The sequence below is a fragment of the Burkholderia sp. Bp9016 genome, from assembly GCF_003857765.1.
In the GTDB taxonomy this organism is placed as follows: domain Bacteria; phylum Pseudomonadota; class Gammaproteobacteria; order Burkholderiales; family Burkholderiaceae; genus Burkholderia.
This window is the reverse complement of the sequence record NZ_QTPY01000005.1, coordinates 1-19,995: the sequence shown is the minus strand read 5'-3', so window position 1 is coordinate 19,995 and position 19,995 is coordinate 1. Positions and strand designations below refer to the sequence as shown.

Genomic DNA, 19,995 nt, shown 5'->3' with positions numbered 1-19,995 from the left:
GCATGCGGTGCGGCCACGAACCGATTACGTGCGGGTCTTTGCCCGCATCCATTCAACATACGGAGACGAACAACGATGCGACTCATCTATATCGACATCGACACGCTGAGGCCAGATCATCTCGGCTGCTACGGCTACCATCGCAATACCAGCCCGAACATCGACCGGCTCGCCGCACAGAGCATCCTGTTCCGCAACGTCCATGCATCCGACACGCCTTGCCTGCCGAGCCGCACGGCGCTGCTGACCGGACGCTTCGGGATCCATAACGGTGTCGTCAATCACGGCGGCGAAGACGCCGATCCGGTGATCGGCGGCCCCGACCGTAAGTTCTGGTCGCAACTGCATTTCGACAGCTTCCCGTTTCGCATGCAGCAGGCAGGGCTGAAGACCGTGAGCGTCAGTTCGTTCGCGCATCGCCATTCGGCGTTTCACTGGTATGCCGGTTTCGACGAAACCTACAACGTCGGCAAGTTCGGCCGGGAGACGGCCGACGAGGTCTTCGCGCTGGCGTCGGACTGGCTCGCGCGCCATGGCGCCGAGGACAACTGGTTTCTCCACGTTCACATGTGGGATCCGCATACGCCGTATCGCGCGGCGGCCGAATACGGCGAGCCCTTCGCCGATGCGCCGTTGCCGGCATGGCTGACCGAAGCGGTTCGGGCCCGTCACTGGGAAGGCTGCGGCCCGCACGGCGCGCAGGAGTGCACGGGTTTCGCGCCGAACGAAGCCGCGCGCGCGTGGTATCCGCGCCAGCCGCAGAGCATTCCCGACATGGCGGCGGTTCGCGCGATGTTCGACGGCTACGACACCGGCGTGCGGGTGGCCGACGAGTATGTCGGCAAGTTGCTCGCGCAACTGTCGGCGCTCGGCGTGGGCGATGAAACGGCCGTCATGCTGTCGTCCGACCATGGCGAGACGCTGGGCGAACTGAACGTCTACGGCGATCACCAGACCGCGGACCAGTTCACGACGCACGTGCCGTTGCTGCTGAAGTGGCCGGGGCTCGAGGCCGGCCGGGAATATCGCGCGTTCCATTACCAGATCGACATCACGGCCACGCTTCTGGAACTGTTGGGGCAGCCCGTCCCGGAAGGCTGGGACGGCGCGTCGTTCGCCGCCAGCTTGCAAGCCGGAGCGGACGAGGGGCGCGATCACCTGGTCGTTTCGCAGGGCGCGTGGACTTGCCAGCGCGGCGTGCGGTTCGAGAACTGGATGATGATCCGTACGTTGCACGACGGATATCACCTGTTCGACGACATCCTGCTGTTCGACCTCGATACGGACCCGCACGAGCAGCACAATCTGGCCGGCGAGCGGCCCGACATCGTGGCGCGGGGGATCGGCCTTCTGGATGCATGGGAAGCAGACATGTTGCCGTCGGCGGCGCGCGGCCGCGACCCGCTCGTCAACGTCGTGAAGGAGGGCGGCCCGTATCACGTGCGCGGCAAGCTGCACGCGTATCTCGAACGGTTGCGGGCGACGGGGCGCGCGGAGCTGGCCGACGCGCTTGCGCTGAAGCATGCGGATGATCTGCGCCGTCCGGCGGAGCCGGTCAAGCCGCCTTTTCCGATCCGAAACCTGCGAATCGTCTGAGCGGCTTCGGCTCGGCGCGGGCGCGACGCGTGCCATCGCGCGACGGCGGCAAATGCTGGGGCGGTCAGCGAAAGACCAGCGCGATGACCGCGTCGCAATGCGCGTCGATCGCCTGCTCGTCGAGCGCGTCGATGCCGTGCGCGTAGCGCATCTCGGCAGTGAGCAGATAAGGCACCTGGGCGATCGCGGTGATCATGTACAGCAATCTCACCGGATCGATTCCGGCGAGCCCGTCGATCTGCTCGCTGACGTAGCGGATCAGCGGGACGGTGCGGTCGTGGCGAGGCCGCACGAAGGTTTCGGCCATCCATTTCAGGCGTTCGGAGTCGCGGTTCGCTTCCTGCATCATCAGCCGCGCATGCTCGGGATGCGCGGCGCAATAGCGCACGTAGTTGCGGATGTACTGCTTGACCGCATTGATGGAGAACGTATCCGACGATGGCGACGGCAGTTCGACACCGGCCATGAACCGGTCGAAAAGCTGTGTCACGGCGGCGCGCCAGAGATTCTCCTTGTTGCCGAAGTAATAGCGGATCATCGCGTGATTGACCCCGGCCGCGTCCGCAATGTCCCGCAGGCTCACCGCGTCGAAGCCGCGCGTCGAGAACTGCTCAAGCGCGATGTCCAGTATGTCGGCACGCGTTTGCTCGCTGCGTTCCTGTTGCGCTTGCCGGGCTATCTGCATCGTCGTATTCCGCCGATCGAAATGTGCAATTCTGCCGCCGCGCGCGGCGCGTCGCAATGGTCAGGCGGCAGACGCCGGCAAACCGTTCCAATGTGGCCGCGTGCAGCGCCCGCCTGTTCGTCAGGGATCGAATCGAAATCCGTACCGTCGACCTATTCTAATTCCGACACGTTGTTTGACATGGAGTCCGGCTTGTCTTTAAATTATCCGATCGGATAATTATCGGCCGGGCGACGAGCCGGGAGCCGATGCGCCGGCTGCAATAGAGCGGAGCGAACCCGACGCAACGGTCGATTTCGTCACGCACGTGCGTCGCAGCCGTAGAGGTTTGTTTGTGTTGTCGTTCAGTAAAACTAATAAATATGGAGACATCGTGAGGAGAGCAATACTGGCTATGAGCGTCATGACGTTCACATCGTGCGCAGCGGCGCAGTCGAGCGTCGCGCTGTTCGGAACGATCGGCGGCGGGGTACGGTGGACCGACGGCGCGAAGGGCGGGCAACAGGTCGGTTTCGACAGCAATTCGGTATCGGGCAACACGTTCGGCATGCGCGGCGAAGAGGATCTCGGCGGCGGATGGAAGGCCACCTTTCTGCTGCAAAGCGGATTCATCAGCGGGACCGGTAGCCTGGCCTCGTCGAGCAGCCTCTTTTCGAAGCGTGCGTATGTCGGGCTGGAAGGCGGCTTCGGCCGACTGACACTCGGGCGCCAGCTCAACGCCGCCGAGGATATCGGGGTGCAGCTCGATCCGAATCAGGCGAACGGACCCGCGCTCGCGACGACGCCCGGCGTCGTCTGGGCCGGCAGTTTCTTTACGCTCGATTCACGCTTCAACAACACGATCAAGTACGTCGGACGCGTCGGCGGCTTCGCGCTGCGCGCGAGCTACTCTCCGGGCGGCGCGGCAGGGAACTTCCGGGCCGGGACGAACCTGGCGCTCGGCGCGAGCTATCAGTATCGGGACGTGCTCGTCGCCGGCGCGTATCAGCAAACCTACAACGCCACCGCGGCTCAATGGGCGAGAACCGTGATCGGCGGCGCGACGTGGCAACTCGGACCGACGCGGCTCTATCTCGGCTACAGCGCGCTGGACGTCAGCGCGGCGAGCGTGTCGGGCGCGGAGCGGCACGATCGCATTCCGTCGGCGGGGATCATCTATCAGATCACGCCGGCGTTACGGTTCACCGGTGCCGCGTATTACGACATCGCCAGCAATCTCGGCAATCGCACCAACGCGGACGGCAAGAAGACGTCCACATACGCGATGCTCGAATATTTCCTGTCGAAGCGATCCGAGCTCTATCTGGAGTTCGACCGGAACGGGTTTTCCGGCGCGTACAAGAAGGACCCGGCGAACGTGGCGGGGTTGGGCCTGCGGCCGGACGGCAGGACCGTCACCGGCATTTCGATGGGCGTCATCACCCAGTTCTAGCCGGGCCGCGTGCCAATCGGTCGACGGTGCGCGAGTCGCGCCGATATCCGGATCGTATGAAACAGAGGAGAAAAGGACATGCAGGGTCGAACAACGAAACGGCGGTATGTGGTTGCCGCGATGATGATGACGATCGCGGCGGCCGCGACGGCGCAGGAGCCGCGCACGGAGGCGTCCTCCCCGGCGGCCGCGGTGCAGGCATCTGCGCCCGCCGGGGAGAGCAAGGCGGCGAACAAGGCGGCCGATCGGGCATTGCGTCGGCGTGTTGCACGCGCGCTCGGCAGGGCGAGGACCCTGGATGCAAGCCGGATGCTGATCTTTGCGCGCGGCGCCATCGTGACGTTGTCGGGTGACGTGAAGGATGCGCAGCAGGCTGCGATCGCCGTTGCGGTGGCGCAGTCGGTGCCGGGCGTGGCCGAGGTACGCGACCGGTTGCGGATTCGCGGTCAGGACTGGTAAGGGGCCAGCGACGTGGCGGGCGGCGCCGCATCGCCGCGACGCCAAGCGGCCTGCCCCCTCAGCGCCCCAGCGCGTAGAACTCCGCGTTGGGCCGCATGTTGGTCACGTTCGCGATGCGGTTCGACATCCCGAAGAACGCCGATATTGCCGCGATGTCCCACACGTCTTCCTCGGTGAAACCATGCGACTTCAGCGTGTCGAAGTCCGCCTCGCCGACCTGGTGCGCGGTCTGCGACACCTTCATCGCGAAGTCGAGCATCGCCTTCTGACGCACGGTGATGTCGGCCTTGCGGTAGTTGGTCGCGACCTGATCGGCGATCAGCGGATCCTTCGCGCGAATGCGCAGGATCGCACCGTGGGCGATTACGCAGTACTGGCACTGGTTCACGCTGCTGGTCGCCACGACGATCATTTCGCGTTCGGCCTTCGTGAGATTGCCCGGCTTGTCCATCAGCGCGTCGTGGTACGCCATGAACGCGCGGAACTCGTCCGGGCGATGCGCGAGCGTCAGGAACACGTTCGGGATGAAGCCCGACTTTTCCTGGACGGCCGCGATGCGTTCGCGAATGTCGTCGGGCAGGTCTTCCAGTGCCGGCACCGGGAAGCGGCTGATGGGGGCGTTGTCTGCAGCGGTCATGGAGTCTCCTGGAGGAAGCGGCGCGGCCAGGCCCGATGCTCGAGCCGCGCGCCTGAAAAGAAACGACGGGTTGCCATGGCGCGTGTTACGCGTTGACGTCCACGACGATGCGGCCGCGCACCTTGCCGCCGATCAGTTCGCCGGCGAGCGGGATGACATCGCCGAGGCCGACCTGGTGGCTGATCGTGCCGAGCTTCTCCACATCCAGATCGGACGAGAGACGGCGCCATGCTTCCAGCCGCTCGGCGCGCGGGCACATCACGCTGTCGATGCCGACGAGCGTCACGCCGCGCAGGATGAAAGGCGCGACGCTCGCGGGGAAGTCCATCCCGGCGGCGAGGCCGCAGGCGGTCACCACGCCGCGATAGCGCGTGGTCGCGCACACGTTGGCGAGCACATGGCTGCCGGCAACGTCGACCGCGCCGGCCCATCGTTCCTTGCCGAGCGGCTTGCCGGGTGTGCTGAACTGCGACCGGTCGAGGATCTCCGCCGCACCGAGTTGCCGCAGGTAGTCGGCATCGTCGGGGCGGCCGGTCACGGTAACGACGCGATAGCCGAGCCGGGCGAGAATCGCGGTGGCGACGCTGCCTACCCCGCCTGCCGCGCCGGTCACGACGATCTCGCCGTCGTCCGGACGCACGCCGTGCCGCTCCAGCGCCATCACGCACAGCATCGCGGTGTAGCCGGCCGTGCCGATGGCCATCGCCTGTTCTGGAGAAAACGCGGCCGGCAGCGGCACGAGCCAGTCGCCGTCGACGCGCGCCCTCTGCGCGAGGCCGCCCCAGTGCGTTTCGCCGACGCCCCAGCCGTTGAGCACGACCCGGTCGCCCGCGCGGTAATCCGGATGCGTGCTGTGCTCGACTTCACCGACCAGATCGATGCCCGGCACTATCGGGAACTTGCGGACCACCGGACTCTTGCCGGTGATCGCGAGCCCGTCCTTGTAGTTGAGTGTCGAATAGCCGACGCGGATCGTCACGTTGCCCGCGGGCAGCTGCGCGTCGTCCAGCGTTTGCAGCCGCGCGTGCTGGCCGGTTTCGTCCTTGTCGATCACGATGCCCTGGAACATGCGTTCTCCTTTTTAGACCGATCGTCTAGTCAATGGCAAAAAAACTCAGTGGCGTGGCAGGCCGTTGAAGAAAAACTGCGCGAACAGCTTGAGCGGCACGTCGCTGCGTTCGAGCTTCGCGCGCAGCACGGCGCCTTCCCAGCCGATCCAGAAAAACGCGGCCAGCTCGGCGACGTCGGCCGAGGCCGCCAGCTCGCCTGCCTGTTGCGCGGCGGCCAGGCAGTCGGCCAGACGGCGCTGCCAGTCCTCGAACGTGGCACGCAGCCGCGCGCGGAAAGGCTCGGGCAGCGCGCCCATTTCCTGGCCGAGGTTGCCGATCAGGCAGCCGCGGCGGTATGCGTAGCGGGCCATCCCTTCGCACGCGTCGTCGACGAACGCGCGCACGCGCTGCAGCGGCGTACGGTCGAGCTGGCTGAAATGGCGGTCCAGCTTGCGGGCGAAGAATTCGGCGTAGCGGTCGATCAACTCGAGGCCGAACGCCTCCTTGCTGTCGAAGTAGTGATAGAACGAGCCCTTCGGCACGCCGGCGCGGCCGAGGATCTCGTCGAGCCCGGTGGCCGAAAAGCCCTTTTCGGTGAGCACCTCCAGCCCGGTGCGCAACAGCATGTCACGCGTGGCGACGAGGTCCTCGTGTCGTTTGGGTGGCCTGCCGCGGCGGCGAGGCGGGTCGGTTCGAACGTCCATCCGCGAATAATAGACCGTTCGTCTCAAAAATCAATGACCGAGGCGGCAATCGGGGCGAATGGCCTGTCGGGCGACGTCGCTCGGGCAGCGCTTGCCAGTATTAACCCTGATTAATAAAGCTTATCGCGGTGAAAAATTCAGCATCTTATTGAACCGGTATCGGCTCGATATAGTGGCTCGCTTTACCGCACGCAATCGCCCGCGTGCGCAGATACGCTGACAAACAGCAGGAGCCGCTTGATGACCACCGACGTCCGATTCACCGAAATCGAAGACCTGATGCCCGCCGCCGACGGGCTGCGCGAGATTCGCCACCACATCCACCATCACCCCGAGCTCGCGTACGAGGAGCACGAAACGGCCGCGCTCGTCGCGGACAAGCTCGAGCAATGGGGCTGGCAGGTGACGCGCGGGGTCGGCAGGACGGGCGTGGTCGGCACGCTGCGCGTGGGCGACGGCAAGCGCAGCATTGGCATCCGCGCGGACATGGACGCGCTGCCGATCCTCGAAGCGACCGGCCTGCCGTACGCGAGCGGCACGCTCGGCAAGATGCACGCGTGCGGCCACGACGGCCATACGACGATGCTGCTCGGCGCCGCGCAGCATCTCGCGAAGACGCGCAACTTCTCCGGCACCGTGCACCTGTATTTCCAGCCGGCCGAAGAGCACGGCGTCGATAGCGGCGCGAAGAAGATGATCGACGACGGCCTGTTCGAGCGCTTTCCGTGCGATGCCGTGTACGGCATGCATAACCATCCGGGCGCGGCGCCGGGCGTGTTCCTCACGCGGCGCGGCCCGTTCATGTCGGCCGGCGACAAGGCGATCATCTCGATCGAAGGCGTCGGCGGCCACGCGGCGCGCCCGCACCTGACGGTCGACCCGGTGGTGGTCGCGGCGAGCATCGTGATGGCGCTGCAGACGATCGTCGCGCGCAACGTCGACCCGTCGCAGCCGGCGGTCGTCACGGTCGGCTCGATGCATGCGGGCACCGCGAACAACGTGATCCCGAACGGCGCGCGCCTCGAACTGAGCGTGCGTTCGTTCAGCCCGGAAGTGCGCGCGCTGCTCAAGCGCCGCATCGTCGAGCTCGCCGAGTCGCAGGCCGCGAGCTATGGCGCGACGGCGAATGTCGAGTACATCGAAGGCTATCCGGTCGTCGTCAATACGGATGCCGAAACGGATTTCGCCGCGCAGGTCGCACGCGAGCTCGTGGGCGATGCGCACGTGGTCGAGCAGGCCGACCTGCTGATGGGCAGCGAGGATTTCGCGTTCATGCTGCAGCAGCGGCCGGGTTCGTTCGTGCGGCTCGGCAACGGCGAAGGCGAGGACGGCTGCATGGTGCACAACCCGAAATACGACTTCAACGACCGCAACCTGCCGATCGGCGCGGCGTTCTGGGCGCGTCTCGTGGAGCGCTACCTGGGGTAGTGAGCGTGGCAGGAGACGGCGGGCGGCCGGCGCTTCCGGCCGCATCGAGAGGAGGCACGAAGCATGCAGAAAGACCATCTCGCGCTGCACCCCGCGTCAACGGGGGCAGCCGGAACCGAGACGCACGGCGCACCCGCCGTCACGCGGCGCGGCGCGATCGCGGCGGCCGTGATCGGCAACTGGCTGGAGTTCTTCGATTTCACCGTGTACGGGTTCTTCGCGGTGCTGATCGGCAAGCTGTTCTTCCCGTCGAGCGATCCGACCACGTCGCTGCTGCTGTCGGTCGCGACGTTCGCCGCCGGCTTCTTCACGCGGCCGCTCGGCAGCGTCGTGCTCGGCGTCTATGCGGACCGCAAGGGCCGCAAGGCCGCGCTGAACCTGACGATCATGCTGATGGCGCTCGGCACCGGCCTGATCGCGATCGCGCCGACCTATGCGCAGGTCGGCGTGGCCGCACCGCTGCTGGTCGTCTGCGCGCGGCTGATGCAGGGTTTTTCGCAGGGCGGCGAGTTTGGCGCGGCGACGTCGACGCTGATCGAGCAGGGCGGCACTTCGCGCCGCGCGTTTCGCGCGAGCTGGCAGCTCGCGACGCAAGGCGGCGCGGCATTGATGGGCTCGGGCTTCGCGGCGCTGCTGTCGAACACGCTGACGAAGGAGGCGCTCGAAGGCTGGGGCTGGCGCCTGCCGTTCTTCGTGGGCGTGCTGATCGCGCCGGTCGGCATGTACCTGCGCCGCCGGCTCGCCGACGATGCGCCCGGCGACAGCCATCACGGCATCGAACGCGGCGTGCTGCGCGAGCTGTTCTCGCAGCATACGCGCACGGTCGTGCTGCTGATGCTGACGGTGATGGGCGGCACGGTGTCGACCTACATCCTGACGTTCTACATGCCGACCTATGCGATCCATACGCTCGGCCTGCCGATGAAGCTGTCGATGTTCGTCGGCGTTGCGTCGGGGTGCGTGATGCTGGTCACGTGTCCGATGTTCGGCTGGCTGTCGGATCGCCTGGGCAGCCGGCGCATGCCGATCTTCGTCGGGCGCGGCGTGCTGGTGCCGCTGCTGTTCCCCGCGTTCTGGCTGATGAACCATCATCCGACGCTGTCGGTGATCCTGCCGCTGACCGCGCTGATGCTGCTGTTCTATTCGCTCGGGTCGGCATCGGAAATGGCGCTGATGTGCGAGTCGCTGCCGCGCCACGTGCGCGCGACGGGCATCTCGATCGCGTATGCGCTCGCGGTGACGATTTTCGGCGGCACCGCGCAGCTGATCGCGACGTGGCTCGTGAAGACGACAGGCAGCAAGCTCGCGCCGGCCGGCTATGTGGCGGCGTGCGTGGTGCTGTCGCTGATCGCGGTGGCGATGCTGCGCGAGACGGCGCGCGAGTCGATGGACTGACACGACGTGACTGACCGTGCCGCGGGCGGCGCGCCGCGCTTACCGCCCACGCACGGCCCTCAGGTATGACGCAAGCATCGTCGCCAGTTCCTGTGCGGCCGGCGTCAACGGCACGGCCGCGCGCTGCAGCAGGCAGATCTCCTGCGATTCCGCCTGCTCGCGCACCGGCACTTTCGCGAGCGCGCCGGCGAACGGCCCGTGCCGCGTGACGGCTTCGGTTTCGAGCGCGAGGCAATCGGTCTGCGTGACGAGCTGCAGCGTCTCGAACATCCCTTCGACGGTCGCGATGATCTTCGGCGGCGGCTGGCCGTGCACATCGAAGTACGCGAGCAGCCGGTTGACGACCGGATCGGCGCTCAGGTTCGGCGAACGCGTCGACACCCACGCGTAATCGGCCAGCTCGGCAAGCGATTGCGCGTGCCGCTCAGGATGGCCGCTGCGGCAGACGACCACCGGCGCCGACGCATGCAGCGGCGTGACCGCGAGATCGGTCGTGTCGGTCTGCTTCGCGACGAGCGCGATCGCGAAATCCACCGCGTTCTCGCGCAGCCAGCCGATCATCATCCGCGACGTGCCGGTGCGCAGGTGCACGTCGACCTTCGCGAAGCGCTCGCGGAATGCCGTCAGCACCGGCGCGAACGCGTCGATCAGCGGTTCGGCCACCAGGCCGAGCGTGACCGTGCCCTCATAGGTGCCGCTCAGTTGCCGGATCTCGTGCTCGACCTGTTCGCATTCGCCGAGGATCGCGCCCGAACGGGCGAGCAGCCGCTGGCCGACGGCAGTCGGCACGATCCCGCGATTGGTGCGCGTGAACAGCGTTGCGCCGAGCGTTGCTTCGAGACTCTGCAACTGCTGGGTGACTCCGCTTTGCGCGAGATCGAGCGCGCGTGCGGCGGCGCGCAGGCTGCCATGCTCGACGACGGCCTGGAAGATGCGAAGCTGGGACAGCGTGAACGCCATGGTCGAGCGCGGTGCCGGTGATCGGAAAGAGTGATCATGATAAGACAGCCGCGCGTTCCGGCGGCGACGTGCACGCACTACGATCGCAGGCAGTCCGGCTCGTGCCGCTTGTTCCTCTTCCTGCCCTCCGTCGACCATGAAACGCATGCAACGCTTCCGTCGCTTCCTCCTTCCGCTGGTTTCCCTGTGCATCGGATTCGCGGCCGCGCCCGCGCATGCGCTCGACGCGCACGTGGTGCGTCTCGGCATCGATCCTACCTATCCGCCGATGGACGCGAAGGCGCCCGACGGCAGCCTGAAGGGCTTCGACGTCGATCTCGGCAACGAGATCTGCCGCCGCGCGCAACTGCGCTGCCAGTGGGTCGAGCTGGAATTCTCCGGGATGATCCCGGCACTGCAGGCGCGCAAGATCGACGCGATCCTGTCGTCGATGGCGATCACCGAGAAGCGCGAGAAGCAGATCCTGTTCTCGTCGAAGCTGTTCCGCTTCAAGTCGCGCCTCGTCGCGCGGCCCGCGCTCGGGCTCGGCAGTACGACCGCGTCGCTCGCCGGCAAGCGCGTCGGCGTGCAGTCGGGCACGCAGTTCGAATCGTGGGCGCTCGCGCACTGGGCGCCGGCCGGCGTCGGCATCGTGCCGTACAAGAGCCAGGACGACGTGTTTGCCGATCTCGTCAACGGCCGGCTCGACGCGGCGCTGCTCGGCGCGGTGGAAGCCGACTACGGATTCCTGCGCCAGCCGAAGGGCAAGGGCTTCGCGTTCGTCGGCGCGCCGCTCGACATGGGCGATCGCGGCGTCGGGATCGGGATGCGCCAGTCGGACACGGCGCTCAAGGCGTCGATCGACGGCGCCATCGCGTCGATGCTGAAGGACGGCACGTACGACCGGATCGCGAAGAAGTACTTCGATTTCAACCCGTACGGCGATTGAGCCGCGCCAATCTCCCATTCTCCCGTTCTTCCTCATTCGAGATCATCGATGCAGATTCGCACCACGCCGCTCCTGTCGCCGTCGATCGGCACACAGCGCACGCTGACGAGCTTCCATTTCGGGCCGGCCGACGCCGGCCGCAAGATCTACCTGCAGGCCGCGCTGCATGCGGACGAGACCCCGGCGATGCTCGCCGCGGTCGTGCTCAAGCAGCGTCTCGCGCAACTCGACGCCGAAGGCCGGCTCGCGGCCGGAATCGTGCTCGTGCCGGTCGCGAACCCGGTCGGCCTCAATCATCATCTGCTCGGGCAATTCATCGGCCGCTTCGATCTCGCGAGCGGGCGCAACTTCAATCGCGGCTTCCTGCCGCTCGCGGAGATCGCCGCACGGGCACGCGAGCGGCTCGGCGCGGACCCGGCGCGCAATCGCGCGATCGTGCGCGATTGCGTCGGCGCGGCGCTCGACGACATCGCGCCGCGCACCGAATTCGACGCGTTGCAGCTCGCGCTGCTGAAGCTGTCGCACGATGCCGATGTCGTGATCGACCTGCATTGTTCGCTCGAAGCGGCGATGCATGTGTACACGAGCGACACCGCGTGGCCGCAGGTCGAGCCGCTTGCGCGCTATCTCGGTGCCGAGGTGTCGTTGCTCGCCGAGGATTCGGGCGGCCACGCGTTCGACGATGCGCATCACCTGCTGTGGTCGCAGTTGCGGCAGCATTTGCCGGCGCATACGCCGATGGCGGCGGGCACGGTGGCCGTGACGGTCGAATGCCGCGGCCAGCGCGACGTGACGTACGAATACGCGGAGCGCGACGCCGATGCGCTCGTCGCCTATCTGGTGTGGTGCGGCGCCGTGCGCGGCGAGCGCACGCCGCTGCCGCCGCTTCTCGCGCCGGCCACGCCGCTCGCCGGCAGCGAGCAGTTCTACGCGCCGGTGAGCGGGATTCTCGTGCATCGCGCGGCGATCGGCGCGACGATCCGCGCCGGCGATCCGCTGTTCGACATCGTCGATCCGCTGACCGATGCGATCACGACCGTGTCGAGCAGCACCGACGGCGTGTTCTACATGCGTCGCGCGATCCGCTTCGTGACGGCCGGCGCGCCGCTCGGCCGCGTGACGGGCACGGTGCCGGTGCGCAAGGGGATGTTGCTCGGCGCATGAGCGGCGGGGCGCTGAGGCACCCCGGCGTCCGAAAGGTGCCGGGCAATTTCGTTCTCGTCAAATTGACCGCCTTGCGCCGCGTCACTAAATTGGGCGGTGCGGAGCATGCTCCGTGTTCCGTGAGAAGGAGTTGCAGCAGAGTCAGAGAGTTGAACGGGCGGCGCATGCCGCCCGTCTTTTTTTGTCCGCGAGATGCCGTATCGCCGAGCCGGCATGCGAGCCTGCCGCTCAGCCGCGTCGTGCCACCAGATCCGACACCGTCTGCGCGGCCTGCTGCAGCGGCCCGAGAAATTCCTTCACCATCTGTTTCGCAGTGTGCCGCTGCGCGTTGCCGCTGATGTTCATCGCGGCGATCACCTGCCCGCGCCGGTTGCGGATCGGCGCGGAAATCGACATCAGTCCCACTTCGAGTTCCTGGTCGACCACGGCCCAGCCCTGCTGGCGCACCTGCGCGATCGTCGCCTTCAGTTCGCCGAGATCCGTGATCGTGCGCTGCGTGTGGGCGCGGATGCCGCTTTGCGCGAGCGTCTCGTCGAGCGCCGCATCGTCGAGCGCGGACAGCAGCACGCGGCCCATCGACGTGCAGTACGCGGGCAGGCGGCTGCCGATCGACAGGTTGATCGTCATGATCTTGTGGGTCGGCACGCGCAGCACGTAGACGATTTCGGTGCGGTCGAGCACGGCCGCCGAGCAGCTTTCGTGGATCTGCGCGGACAGTTGCTCCATCACCGGATCGGCGAGATTCCAGAAGGGCATCGACGTGAGATACGCAAAGCCGAGCTCGAGGATCTTCGGCGTGAGCCGGAACAGCCGGCCGTCGGCCTCGACGTAGCCGAGCGTCTGCAGCGTGAGCAGGATCCGGCGCGCGCCCGCGCGCGTGAGTCCGGTGGCCGACGCGACTTCGGTGAGCGTCTGCTCCGGGCGCCGGGCGTCGAACGCGCGGATCACCGCGAGGCCGCGCGCGAACGACTGCACATAGGAGTCGCCGGGTTTCTGGATGTCTTCGGTTGTCATGAACGGTCGAATTGTCGTGCAGCCGAGAAGATAGCGCATGGGGCCTGACACGCCAACCGCACGGCGGACCAGGCGCTTGACAGGTCGTCCCCGCACTCCCTATGATGCGTTGAACGTTCGATACACGATCTTATGTTCGTATATAGAACATTTAAGCGCATCCCGGCGGGCAATGCAAGGGGCGCGTTTCATTCACTTCCCAGCCTTGCATGAGACCGGAGACACTGATGACTGAAGCTTTTCTGTGTGATGCGATTCGTACGCCGATCGGCCGTTACGGCGGTGCGCTGTCCGGCGTGCGTGCCGACGACCTCGGCGCGGTGCCGCTCAAGGCGCTCGTCGAGCGCAACCGCGACGTCGACTGGACCGCGATCGACGACGTGATCTACGGTTGCGCGAACCAGGCCGGCGAGGACAACCGCAACGTCGCGCGCATGTCCGCGCTGCTCGCGGGCCTGCCGGAGGGTGTGCCGGGTTCGACGATCAACCGCCTGTGCGGTTCCGGGATGGACGCGGTCGGCGTGGCCGCGCGCGCGATCAAGTCGGGCGAGGCCGCGCTGATGGTGGCCGGTGGCGTCGAAAGCATGACGCGCGCGCCGTTCGTGATGGGCAAGGCTGCCAGCGCATTCGCGCGCCAGGCCGACATCCACGACACGACGATCGGCTGGCGCTTCGTCAATCCGCTGATGAAAAAGCTGCATGGCGTCGATTCGATGCCCGAAACGGCCGAGAACGTCGCGGTCGACTACAACATCAGCCGCGCCGACCAGGACCTGTTCGCACTGCGCAGCCAGCAGAAGGCCGCACGTGCGCAGCAGGACGGCACGCTTGCCGAGGAAATCGTGTCGGTCACGATTCCGCAGAAGAAAGGCGATCCCGTCGTCTTTTCGCGTGACGAGCATCCGCGCGAAACGTCGCTGGAGACGCTCGCGAAGCTGAAGGGCGTCGTGCGCCCGGACGGCTCGGTGACGGCGGGCAATGCGTCGGGCGTCAACGACGGCGCCGCCGCGCTGCTGCTCGCGAACGAAGCCACCGCGAAGCGTTTCGGCCTGACGCCGCGCGCCCGCGTGCTCGGCATCGCGACGGCCGGCGTCGCGCCGCGCGTGATGGGCATCGGCCCGGCGCCCGCCACGCAGAAGCTGCTCGCGCGACTCGGAATGACGATCGACCAGTTCGACGTGATCGAGCTGAACGAAGCGTTCGCGTCGCAGGGTCTCGCGGTGCTGCGCATGCTCGGCGTTGCCGACGACGATCCTCGCGTGAACCCGAACGGCGGCGCGATCGCACTCGGCCATCCGCTCGGCGCATCGGGCGCGCGTCTCGTGACGACCGCGATGTACCAGCTGCATCGCACCCACGGCCGTTTCGCGCTGTGCACGATGTGCATCGGCGTCGGCCAGGGCATCGCGATCGCGATCGAACGCGTCTGAGCGCGTCACCCGGAAGAAGCGGCAGGATCAGGATCCGCGCCGCTTCGCCGCTGCTTCAACGCCAACGAAGTGGCCGTCACGAGATCGTCGTGACGGCCACTTCGTCATTCAGCCCTCCGTGCGTTGCGCAAGGCGGGCGACGAGCGCGTCGATCTCGGTGTCCGCGAACACCTCGACGCCATGCTCGCGCAGCAACGCCGCCGTGACGCCGGCACCGGCATGCCGCCGGCCCGTGAAACTTCCGTCATGAATGAAGCGGCTTCCGCACGACGGACTGCCGTCCGCGAGGATCGCGAAATGGCAGTCGTGCGCGCGAGCGAGCGCCAGCGCGGTTTGCGCGCCGTCGACGAACGCTGCCGTGACGTCCGTGCCATGCACGTCGACGATGCGCGCGGCACCCGACAGCACGCGTTGCCCGGATGCCCCGCCCGCGATCTCGGCGGGCGGGCGCGGCACGCTCAATCCGCCTGCCAGTTCCGGGCAGACCGGCACCAGGCGCCCTTCGCGCTGCCACCGTTCGAGCGCCGCGTGAGCGGCGGTCCTGGCCGAGCCGTTGTAGCGGACCGGGTGACCGAGCACGCACATGCTGACGAGGATTTTCGGTGGGACCGGCTGCGGCGGCGCGTTCTGCATGGTCGTTCTCCGTGTTGGCGGCGTGGGTCGAGCGGAAGTGCTATGCGCGGCTCGCGGTCGCGCTCGCACGTTCGCGTCAGGCGGTCGGTGCTTCCATATGGATGTCTTCCGGCTCGAGCGCATGCAGCACCGGGTCGGGCGACGCGCTGACGGTGAAGCCGAGCCGCAGGTAGAAGTCGATCGTGTGCTGCGACGGCGTGGCGGAGACGTACAGACGTTTCGCGCCCATCGCGCGCGCCTGCGTGCGGGCCGCGCGATAGAGCCGTGCGCCGAGCCCGCAGCCGCGCCAGTCGTGGCTCACGTGCAGGAACTTCAGTTGCAGCATGTCGCGCTGCGCGCCGAGCGGATCGGCGTCGACGATGACCGCCGCGACGAGCCGCGTGCCGTCGAACATCCCGAGGCACCAGCCGCCGCGATCGTGACAGTCGAGCAGGATCGGCGTGTAGTGTTCGGCTTCGCCGTCGGGCCAGCCCTGCACGTCGTAGAAGTCCGGGACCAGATGCAGCTCGCCGTCGCGCAGCGCGTACAGATGGTGGATGATCTCGCGTCGGTCGATGCTCCACACCAGCGGCAGTTCGTCGCGCGCGAGCAGGCGGCCCGACAGCGCGTCGCGTTCGGTAGCGGTGCGGCGCGTCATCCGGTCGCCTGGCCGGTGGCGCGTTGCGAGCGGCATGGCGTATGCCTGCGTGGCCGATTCAGTTCGTGCCGGATCTTTTTCATCGAATTTTTCGAATGGCGGTTGAATTGGGCGAAAGGGGGCGAATCGTTTCGCTGAGCGTCGCCGTTGCCGGCATTGGCTTGCCGCCCGGCGTTCTCCCATAACGCATCGAGCCGCGGTGGAACAGTGCGGGCATCGATTATCGCGAGATTATTTGATCCAAGTCATTTTGATAAGCGAATTCGGTGTTTTTTGTATTCGAGGGGTAAGGTTTTAGCTGAAATTGCCGACAGCAAGAACGAGACCGTCGTAAAGCGATAAACCGTTTTTCGGCTACTGAGCGTGATTTTCGCGCCGCGCGGATCCTGTCTTCCGATCCGCCTTTCGGAGCCCTGCATGCGCAACAACCAGCCTGTCACCCAACAAGAATTCGAATTTCCCGACGACGTCACGTTGATGTCGACCACCGATGCCGACAGCTACATCACGTACGCGAACACGACGTTCGCCCATGTGAGCGGCTTCTCGAACGATGAGCTCGTCGGCCAGCCGCACAACGTCGTGCGTCACCCGGACATGCCGCAAGAGGCGTTCGCCGACATGTGGGCGACGCTGAAGAACGGCGAGCCGTGGACCGCGCTCGTGAAGAACCGCCGCAAGAACGGCGACCATTACTGGGTGCGCGCGAACGCGGTGCCGGTGATGCGCAACGGCGCGCCGCATGGCTACATGTCGGTGCGTACCAAGGCGCCGCGCGACGAGATCGAGGCCGCCGGCGCGTTGTACCGTGCGTTTCGCGACGGCAAGGCCGGGCAACGCAAGTTCCACAAAGGACTGATCGTCCGCACCGGGCTGCTGCGCATCGCGTCGCTGCCGCAGACGATGTCGGTGCGCGCGCGCGTGCATTCGGCTCTGTGCATGCTGGCGCCGGCCATCGTCGGCGCGGGGTGGGCATGCGGGCTGGCCGGTGCAGGGCTCGCGGCGTTTGCCGCCGCGACGGGCGGGGTGTCGGTTGCGGCCGGGCTGTGGCTCGACGCGCAGATCGTGCGTCCGCTGAAGCTGCTGCACGACCAGGCGCTGAACGTCGCGACCGGCGAAAGCCGCCGCGGCGTGCGGATGAACCGCGTCGACGAAATCGGCATGACGCTGCGTACGATCAACCAGCTCGGGCTGATGTTCCGCTGGCTCGTCGACGACGTCAGCGAACAGGTGCACAACGTGCAGCGCGCGAGCAACGAGATCGCGCAGGGCAACAACGATTTGAGCGCGCGTACCGAGCAGGCCGCGTCCAGCGTGCAGCAGACGGCCGCGTCGATGGCCGAGATGACGGCCACGGTGTCGAGCAATGCGGAGACGGCGTTGCAGGCGAACCAGTTGTCGGTGTCCGCGAGCGAAGCGGCCGAGCGGGGCGGGCAGGCGGTGAGCGAAGTCGTCGCGACGATGAGCGACATCACCGACAGCTCGCGCAAGATCGCCGACATCATCGGCGTGATCGACGGGATCGCGTTCCAGACCAACATCCTCGCGTTGAACGCGGCGGTCGAAGCCGCGCGTGCGGGTGAGCAGGGGCGCGGTTTCGCGGTGGTCGCGGGCGAGGTGCGGGCGCTCGCGCAGCGTAGCGCGAATGCGGCGAAGGAGATCAAGACGCTGATCGGCGCGAGCGTCGAGCGGGTCGAATCAGGCGCGCGGCGGGTCGACGACGCGGGCAGGACGATGGAGGACATCGTCACGCAGGTGAAGCGCGTGTCGGACCTGATCGCGGAGATCAGCTCGTCGACCGCCGAGCAGAGCACGGGGGTTGCGCAGGTCGATCAGGCGGTCGTGCACCTGGACAACATCACGCAGCAGAACGCGGCGCTGGTCGAGCAGAGTGCGGCGGCGTCGGAGAGCCTGAAGCAGCAGGCGACGCGGCTCGTGGATGCGGTGAACGTGTTTCGGTAATCGCCGCGCGTGCTTGCGTATCCCGTCGCGACGAGGCGGCGAAATCTCTTTCCGGTTTGATCGGATTCGAATGCATCAAACCGGATTTATGCGCCAATCCGGTCGAAGGAATTGTCCTGAATGATCAGACGATTGGCGCGCAACTATTTGATAAAGCGGAGTTTTTGATTTACGTATAAACAAAGTATTCGGCTAAATCAAGGCGATGAACGATTAATGCATATTTACCCGTGGTTGGCATAATGTTTTCGCCAGATTTGCCGAAAGCGCAGGAGTCTGATCGAACGCATGCGGGCTGTCCGCGATGCGTACGGTCTCGAATTCATCCACAGGCGGACGCAAAATCCGCAACCCGGGACTCCACACCATGCGCAATAACCAGCCTGTCACGCAACGCGAATTCGATTTTCCGGATGATGCGACGCTGATGTCGACTACCGATGCTGACAGTTACATCAAGTACGCGAACGCCGCATTCATTCAGGTCAGCGGATTTTCCCCCGAGGAGATCGAAGGTCAGCCGCACAACGTCGTGCGTCACCCGGACATGCCGAAGGAGGCGTTCGCCGACATGTGGGCGACGCTGAGGAACGGCGAGCCGTGGACCGCGCTCGTGAAGAACCGCCGCAAGAACGGCGACCATTACTGGGTGCGTTCGAATACGGTGCCGGTGATGCGCAACGGGCAGCCGACCGGCTACATGTCAGTGCGCACGAAGGCATCGCGCGACGAGATCGCGGCGGCCGACGAGCTGTACCGCGCGTTCCGCGAAGGCAAGGCCGGCAACCGCCGTTTCCACAAGGGTCTGATTGTTCGAGGCGGGCTGATGCGCGTCGCGTCGCTGTTCCAGACGATGTCGGTGCGTGCGCGGCTGCATTCGACGCTGTGCGTGCTGGCGCCGGCCGTCGTCGGCGCGGGGTGGGCATGCGGGCTGGCCGGTGCCGGGTTCGCGGCATTTGCCGCCGCGACGGCTGGGGCGTCGATTGCCGCCGGGCTATGGCTCGACGCGCAGATCGCGCGTCCGCTGATGCAGTTGCGCGATCAGGCATTGCGTGTCGCGACCGGTGAAAGCCGTAGCGGCGTCGCGATGAATCGCGTCGACGAAATCGGCATGACGCTGCGCACGATCAACCAGCTCGGGCTGATGTTCCGCTGGCTCGTCGACGACGTCAGCGAACAAGTGCTCAACGTGCAGCGTGCGAGCAACGAGATCGCGCAGGGCAACAACGACCTGAGCGCACGCACCGAACAGGCATCGACCAGCGTGCAGCAAACCGCCGCGTCGATGGCCGAGATGACGGCCACGGTGTCGAGCAATGCGGAGACGGCGCAGCAGGCGAACCAGTTGTCGGTGTCCGCGAGCGAAGCGGCCGAGCGGGGCGGGCAGGCGGTGAGCGAAGTCGTCACGACGATGAACGACATCACCGGCAGCTCGCGCAAGATCGCCGACATCATCGGCGTGATCGACGGGATCGCATTCCAGACCAACATCCTCGCGCTGAACGCGGCGGTCGAAGCGGCGCGCGCGGGCGATCAGGGACGCGGCTTCGCGGTGGTCGCGGGCGAAGTGCGGGCGCTCGCGCAGCGCAGCGCGAATGCGGCGAAGGAGATCAAGACGCTGATCGGCGCGAGCGTCGAACGGGTCGAGTCGGGTGCACGGATCGTCGATGGAGCGGGCAAGACGATGGAGGACATCGTCACGCAGGTGAAGCGCGTGTCGGACCTGATCGCGGAGATCAGCTCGTCGACCGCCGAGCAGAGCACGGGGGTTGCGCAGGTCGATCAGGCGGTCGTGCATCTGGACAACATCACGCAGCAGAACGCGGCGCTGGTCGAGCAGAGTGCGGCGGCGTCGGAGAGCCTGAAGCAGCAGGCGACGCGG

Annotated in this window: 18 protein-coding genes; 10 read left to right on the top strand and 8 right to left on the bottom strand. The window is 66.5% G+C overall.

The features are described from left to right. Positions 1 to 75 precede the first annotated feature (75 nt). Positions 76 to 1,596, top strand: a complete 1,521-nt coding sequence (locus DIE13_RS07885) for a sulfatase (RefSeq protein WP_124826619.1) — start codon at positions 76 to 78, stop codon at positions 1,594 to 1,596. A 64-nt stretch (positions 1,597 to 1,660) separates the two neighbouring features. On the opposite strand, the gene DIE13_RS07880 is transcribed toward DIE13_RS07885, so the two are convergent. Continuing rightward, entirely contained in the window at positions 1,661 to 2,281 is a 621-nt protein-coding gene (locus tag DIE13_RS07880) for a TetR/AcrR family transcriptional regulator (RefSeq protein ID WP_124826618.1), read from the bottom strand. Positions 2,282 to 2,675: 394 nt separating this feature from the next. On the opposite strand from DIE13_RS07880, the gene DIE13_RS07875 reads away from it, so the two are divergent. Then, the gene (locus tag DIE13_RS07875; protein WP_175760759.1) at positions 2,676 to 3,713 is read left to right on the top strand and encodes a porin; all 1,038 of its coding nucleotides are present in this window, start codon (positions 2,676 to 2,678) and stop codon (positions 3,711 to 3,713) included. Positions 3,714 to 3,833: 120 nt separating this feature from the next. Next, positions 3,834 to 4,172, top strand: coding sequence for a BON domain-containing protein (locus tag DIE13_RS07870; protein ID WP_175750631.1), 339 nt, complete (start codon positions 3,834 to 3,836; stop codon positions 4,170 to 4,172). Between the two features lie 58 nt (positions 4,173 to 4,230). Here DIE13_RS07870 and DIE13_RS07865 read toward each other — a convergent pair whose 3' ends face one another. From DIE13_RS07865 to DIE13_RS07855, 3 genes are all read right to left on the bottom strand, one after another. After that, on the bottom strand, positions 4,231 to 4,809 hold the full coding sequence (locus DIE13_RS07865; RefSeq protein ID WP_124826616.1) for a peroxidase-related enzyme: 579 nt from the start codon (positions 4,807 to 4,809) through the stop codon (positions 4,231 to 4,233). Positions 4,810 to 4,894: 85 nt separating this feature from the next. After that, positions 4,895 to 5,878 (bottom strand): MDR family oxidoreductase, encoded by a 984-nt coding sequence (locus DIE13_RS07860; protein WP_124826615.1) that lies wholly within the window; start codon positions 5,876 to 5,878, stop codon positions 4,895 to 4,897. Between the two features lie 45 nt (positions 5,879 to 5,923). After that, positions 5,924 to 6,562, bottom strand: a complete 639-nt coding sequence (locus tag DIE13_RS07855; protein ID WP_124826614.1) for a TetR/AcrR family transcriptional regulator — start codon at positions 6,560 to 6,562, stop codon at positions 5,924 to 5,926. Between the two features lie 240 nt (positions 6,563 to 6,802). Between DIE13_RS07855 and DIE13_RS07850 the strand changes: the two genes are divergently transcribed. Then, positions 6,803 to 7,990 carry a M20 aminoacylase family protein gene (locus DIE13_RS07850; RefSeq protein WP_124826613.1) on the top strand — a complete coding sequence of 396 codons (1,188 nt, stop codon included), beginning with the start codon at positions 6,803 to 6,805 and terminating at the stop codon, positions 7,988 to 7,990. Positions 7,991 to 8,053: 63 nt separating this feature from the next. Continuing rightward, the gene (locus DIE13_RS07845) at positions 8,054 to 9,385 is read left to right on the top strand and encodes an MFS transporter (protein WP_124826612.1); all 1,332 of its coding nucleotides are present in this window, start codon (positions 8,054 to 8,056) and stop codon (positions 9,383 to 9,385) included. 39 nt (positions 9,386 to 9,424) lie between these two features. On the opposite strand, the gene DIE13_RS07840 is transcribed toward DIE13_RS07845, so the two are convergent. Further along, entirely contained in the window at positions 9,425 to 10,345 is a 921-nt protein-coding gene (locus DIE13_RS07840; RefSeq protein WP_124826611.1) for a LysR family transcriptional regulator, read from the bottom strand. A gap of 145 nt (positions 10,346 to 10,490) precedes the next feature. On the opposite strand from DIE13_RS07840, the gene DIE13_RS07835 reads away from it, so the two are divergent. Next, positions 10,491 to 11,273 carry a transporter substrate-binding domain-containing protein gene (locus DIE13_RS07835; protein ID WP_124826610.1) on the top strand — a complete coding sequence of 261 codons (783 nt, stop codon included), beginning with the start codon at positions 10,491 to 10,493 and terminating at the stop codon, positions 11,271 to 11,273. Positions 11,274 to 11,321: 48 nt separating this feature from the next. Continuing rightward, entirely contained in the window at positions 11,322 to 12,437 is a 1,116-nt protein-coding gene (locus tag DIE13_RS07830; RefSeq protein ID WP_124826609.1) for a succinylglutamate desuccinylase/aspartoacylase family protein, read from the top strand. 228 nt (positions 12,438 to 12,665) lie between these two features. On the opposite strand, the gene DIE13_RS07825 is transcribed toward DIE13_RS07830, so the two are convergent. Next, on the bottom strand, positions 12,666 to 13,451 hold the full coding sequence (locus DIE13_RS07825; protein WP_175750635.1) for an IclR family transcriptional regulator: 786 nt from the start codon (positions 13,449 to 13,451) through the stop codon (positions 12,666 to 12,668). A 227-nt stretch (positions 13,452 to 13,678) separates the two neighbouring features. Between DIE13_RS07825 and pcaF the strand changes: the two genes are divergently transcribed. Then, positions 13,679 to 14,881: a 3-oxoadipyl-CoA thiolase gene (gene pcaF / locus DIE13_RS07820; RefSeq protein ID WP_124826607.1), complete on the top strand. Its 1,203-nt coding sequence runs from the start codon at positions 13,679 to 13,681 to the stop codon at positions 14,879 to 14,881. Between the two features lie 108 nt (positions 14,882 to 14,989). Here pcaF and DIE13_RS07815 read toward each other — a convergent pair whose 3' ends face one another. After that, positions 14,990 to 15,514, bottom strand: a complete 525-nt coding sequence (locus tag DIE13_RS07815) for a DUF523 domain-containing protein (RefSeq protein ID WP_124826606.1) — start codon at positions 15,512 to 15,514, stop codon at positions 14,990 to 14,992. A 76-nt stretch (positions 15,515 to 15,590) separates the two neighbouring features. After that, positions 15,591 to 16,151, bottom strand: coding sequence for a GNAT family N-acetyltransferase (locus DIE13_RS07810; RefSeq protein ID WP_124826809.1), 561 nt, complete (start codon positions 16,149 to 16,151; stop codon positions 15,591 to 15,593). Positions 16,152 to 16,568: 417 nt separating this feature from the next. On the opposite strand from DIE13_RS07810, the gene DIE13_RS07805 reads away from it, so the two are divergent. Continuing rightward, on the top strand, positions 16,569 to 18,113 hold the full coding sequence (locus tag DIE13_RS07805) for a PAS domain-containing methyl-accepting chemotaxis protein (RefSeq protein ID WP_124826605.1): 1,545 nt from the start codon (positions 16,569 to 16,571) through the stop codon (positions 18,111 to 18,113). Between the two features lie 367 nt (positions 18,114 to 18,480). Continuing rightward, on the top strand, positions 18,481 to 19,995 hold a 1,515-nt coding region (locus DIE13_RS07800), incomplete at its 3' end, for a PAS domain-containing methyl-accepting chemotaxis protein (protein WP_148094083.1).

Excerpts from the sequence above, each read along its gene's own strand:
- pcaF (WP_124826607.1), top strand. The coding sequence starts at position 13,679 with ATGACTGAAGCTTTTCTGTGTGATGCGATTCGTACGCCGATCGGCCGT.
- DIE13_RS07805 (WP_124826605.1), top strand. The coding sequence starts at position 16,569 with ATGCGCAACAACCAGCCTGTCACCCAACAAGAATTCGAATTTCCCGAC.
- DIE13_RS07815 (WP_124826606.1), bottom strand. The coding sequence starts at position 15,514 with ATGCAGAACGCGCCGCCGCAGCCGGTCCCACCGAAAATCCTCGTCAGC.
- DIE13_RS07880 (WP_124826618.1), bottom strand. The coding sequence starts at position 2,281 with ATGCAGATAGCCCGGCAAGCGCAACAGGAACGCAGCGAGCAAACGCGT.
- DIE13_RS07845 (WP_124826612.1), top strand. The coding sequence starts at position 8,054 with ATGCAGAAAGACCATCTCGCGCTGCACCCCGCGTCAACGGGGGCAGCC.
- DIE13_RS07825 (WP_175750635.1), bottom strand. The coding sequence starts at position 13,451 with ATGACAACCGAAGACATCCAGAAACCCGGCGACTCCTATGTGCAGTCG.
- DIE13_RS07835 (WP_124826610.1), top strand. The coding sequence starts at position 10,491 with ATGCAACGCTTCCGTCGCTTCCTCCTTCCGCTGGTTTCCCTGTGCATC.
- DIE13_RS07840 (WP_124826611.1), bottom strand. The coding sequence starts at position 10,345 with ATGGCGTTCACGCTGTCCCAGCTTCGCATCTTCCAGGCCGTCGTCGAG.
- DIE13_RS07865 (WP_124826616.1), bottom strand. The coding sequence starts at position 4,809 with ATGACCGCTGCAGACAACGCCCCCATCAGCCGCTTCCCGGTGCCGGCA.
- DIE13_RS07830 (WP_124826609.1), top strand. The coding sequence starts at position 11,322 with ATGCAGATTCGCACCACGCCGCTCCTGTCGCCGTCGATCGGCACACAG.
- DIE13_RS07860 (WP_124826615.1), bottom strand. The coding sequence starts at position 5,878 with ATGTTCCAGGGCATCGTGATCGACAAGGACGAAACCGGCCAGCACGCG.
- DIE13_RS07810 (WP_124826809.1), bottom strand. The coding sequence starts at position 16,151 with ATGACGCGCCGCACCGCTACCGAACGCGACGCGCTGTCGGGCCGCCTG.
- DIE13_RS07850 (WP_124826613.1), top strand. The coding sequence starts at position 6,803 with ATGACCACCGACGTCCGATTCACCGAAATCGAAGACCTGATGCCCGCC.
- DIE13_RS07885 (WP_124826619.1), top strand. The coding sequence starts at position 76 with ATGCGACTCATCTATATCGACATCGACACGCTGAGGCCAGATCATCTC.
- DIE13_RS07870 (WP_175750631.1), top strand. The coding sequence starts at position 3,834 with ATGATGATGACGATCGCGGCGGCCGCGACGGCGCAGGAGCCGCGCACG.
- DIE13_RS07875 (WP_175760759.1), top strand. The coding sequence starts at position 2,676 with ATGAGCGTCATGACGTTCACATCGTGCGCAGCGGCGCAGTCGAGCGTC.
- DIE13_RS07855 (WP_124826614.1), bottom strand. The coding sequence starts at position 6,562 with ATGGACGTTCGAACCGACCCGCCTCGCCGCCGCGGCAGGCCACCCAAA.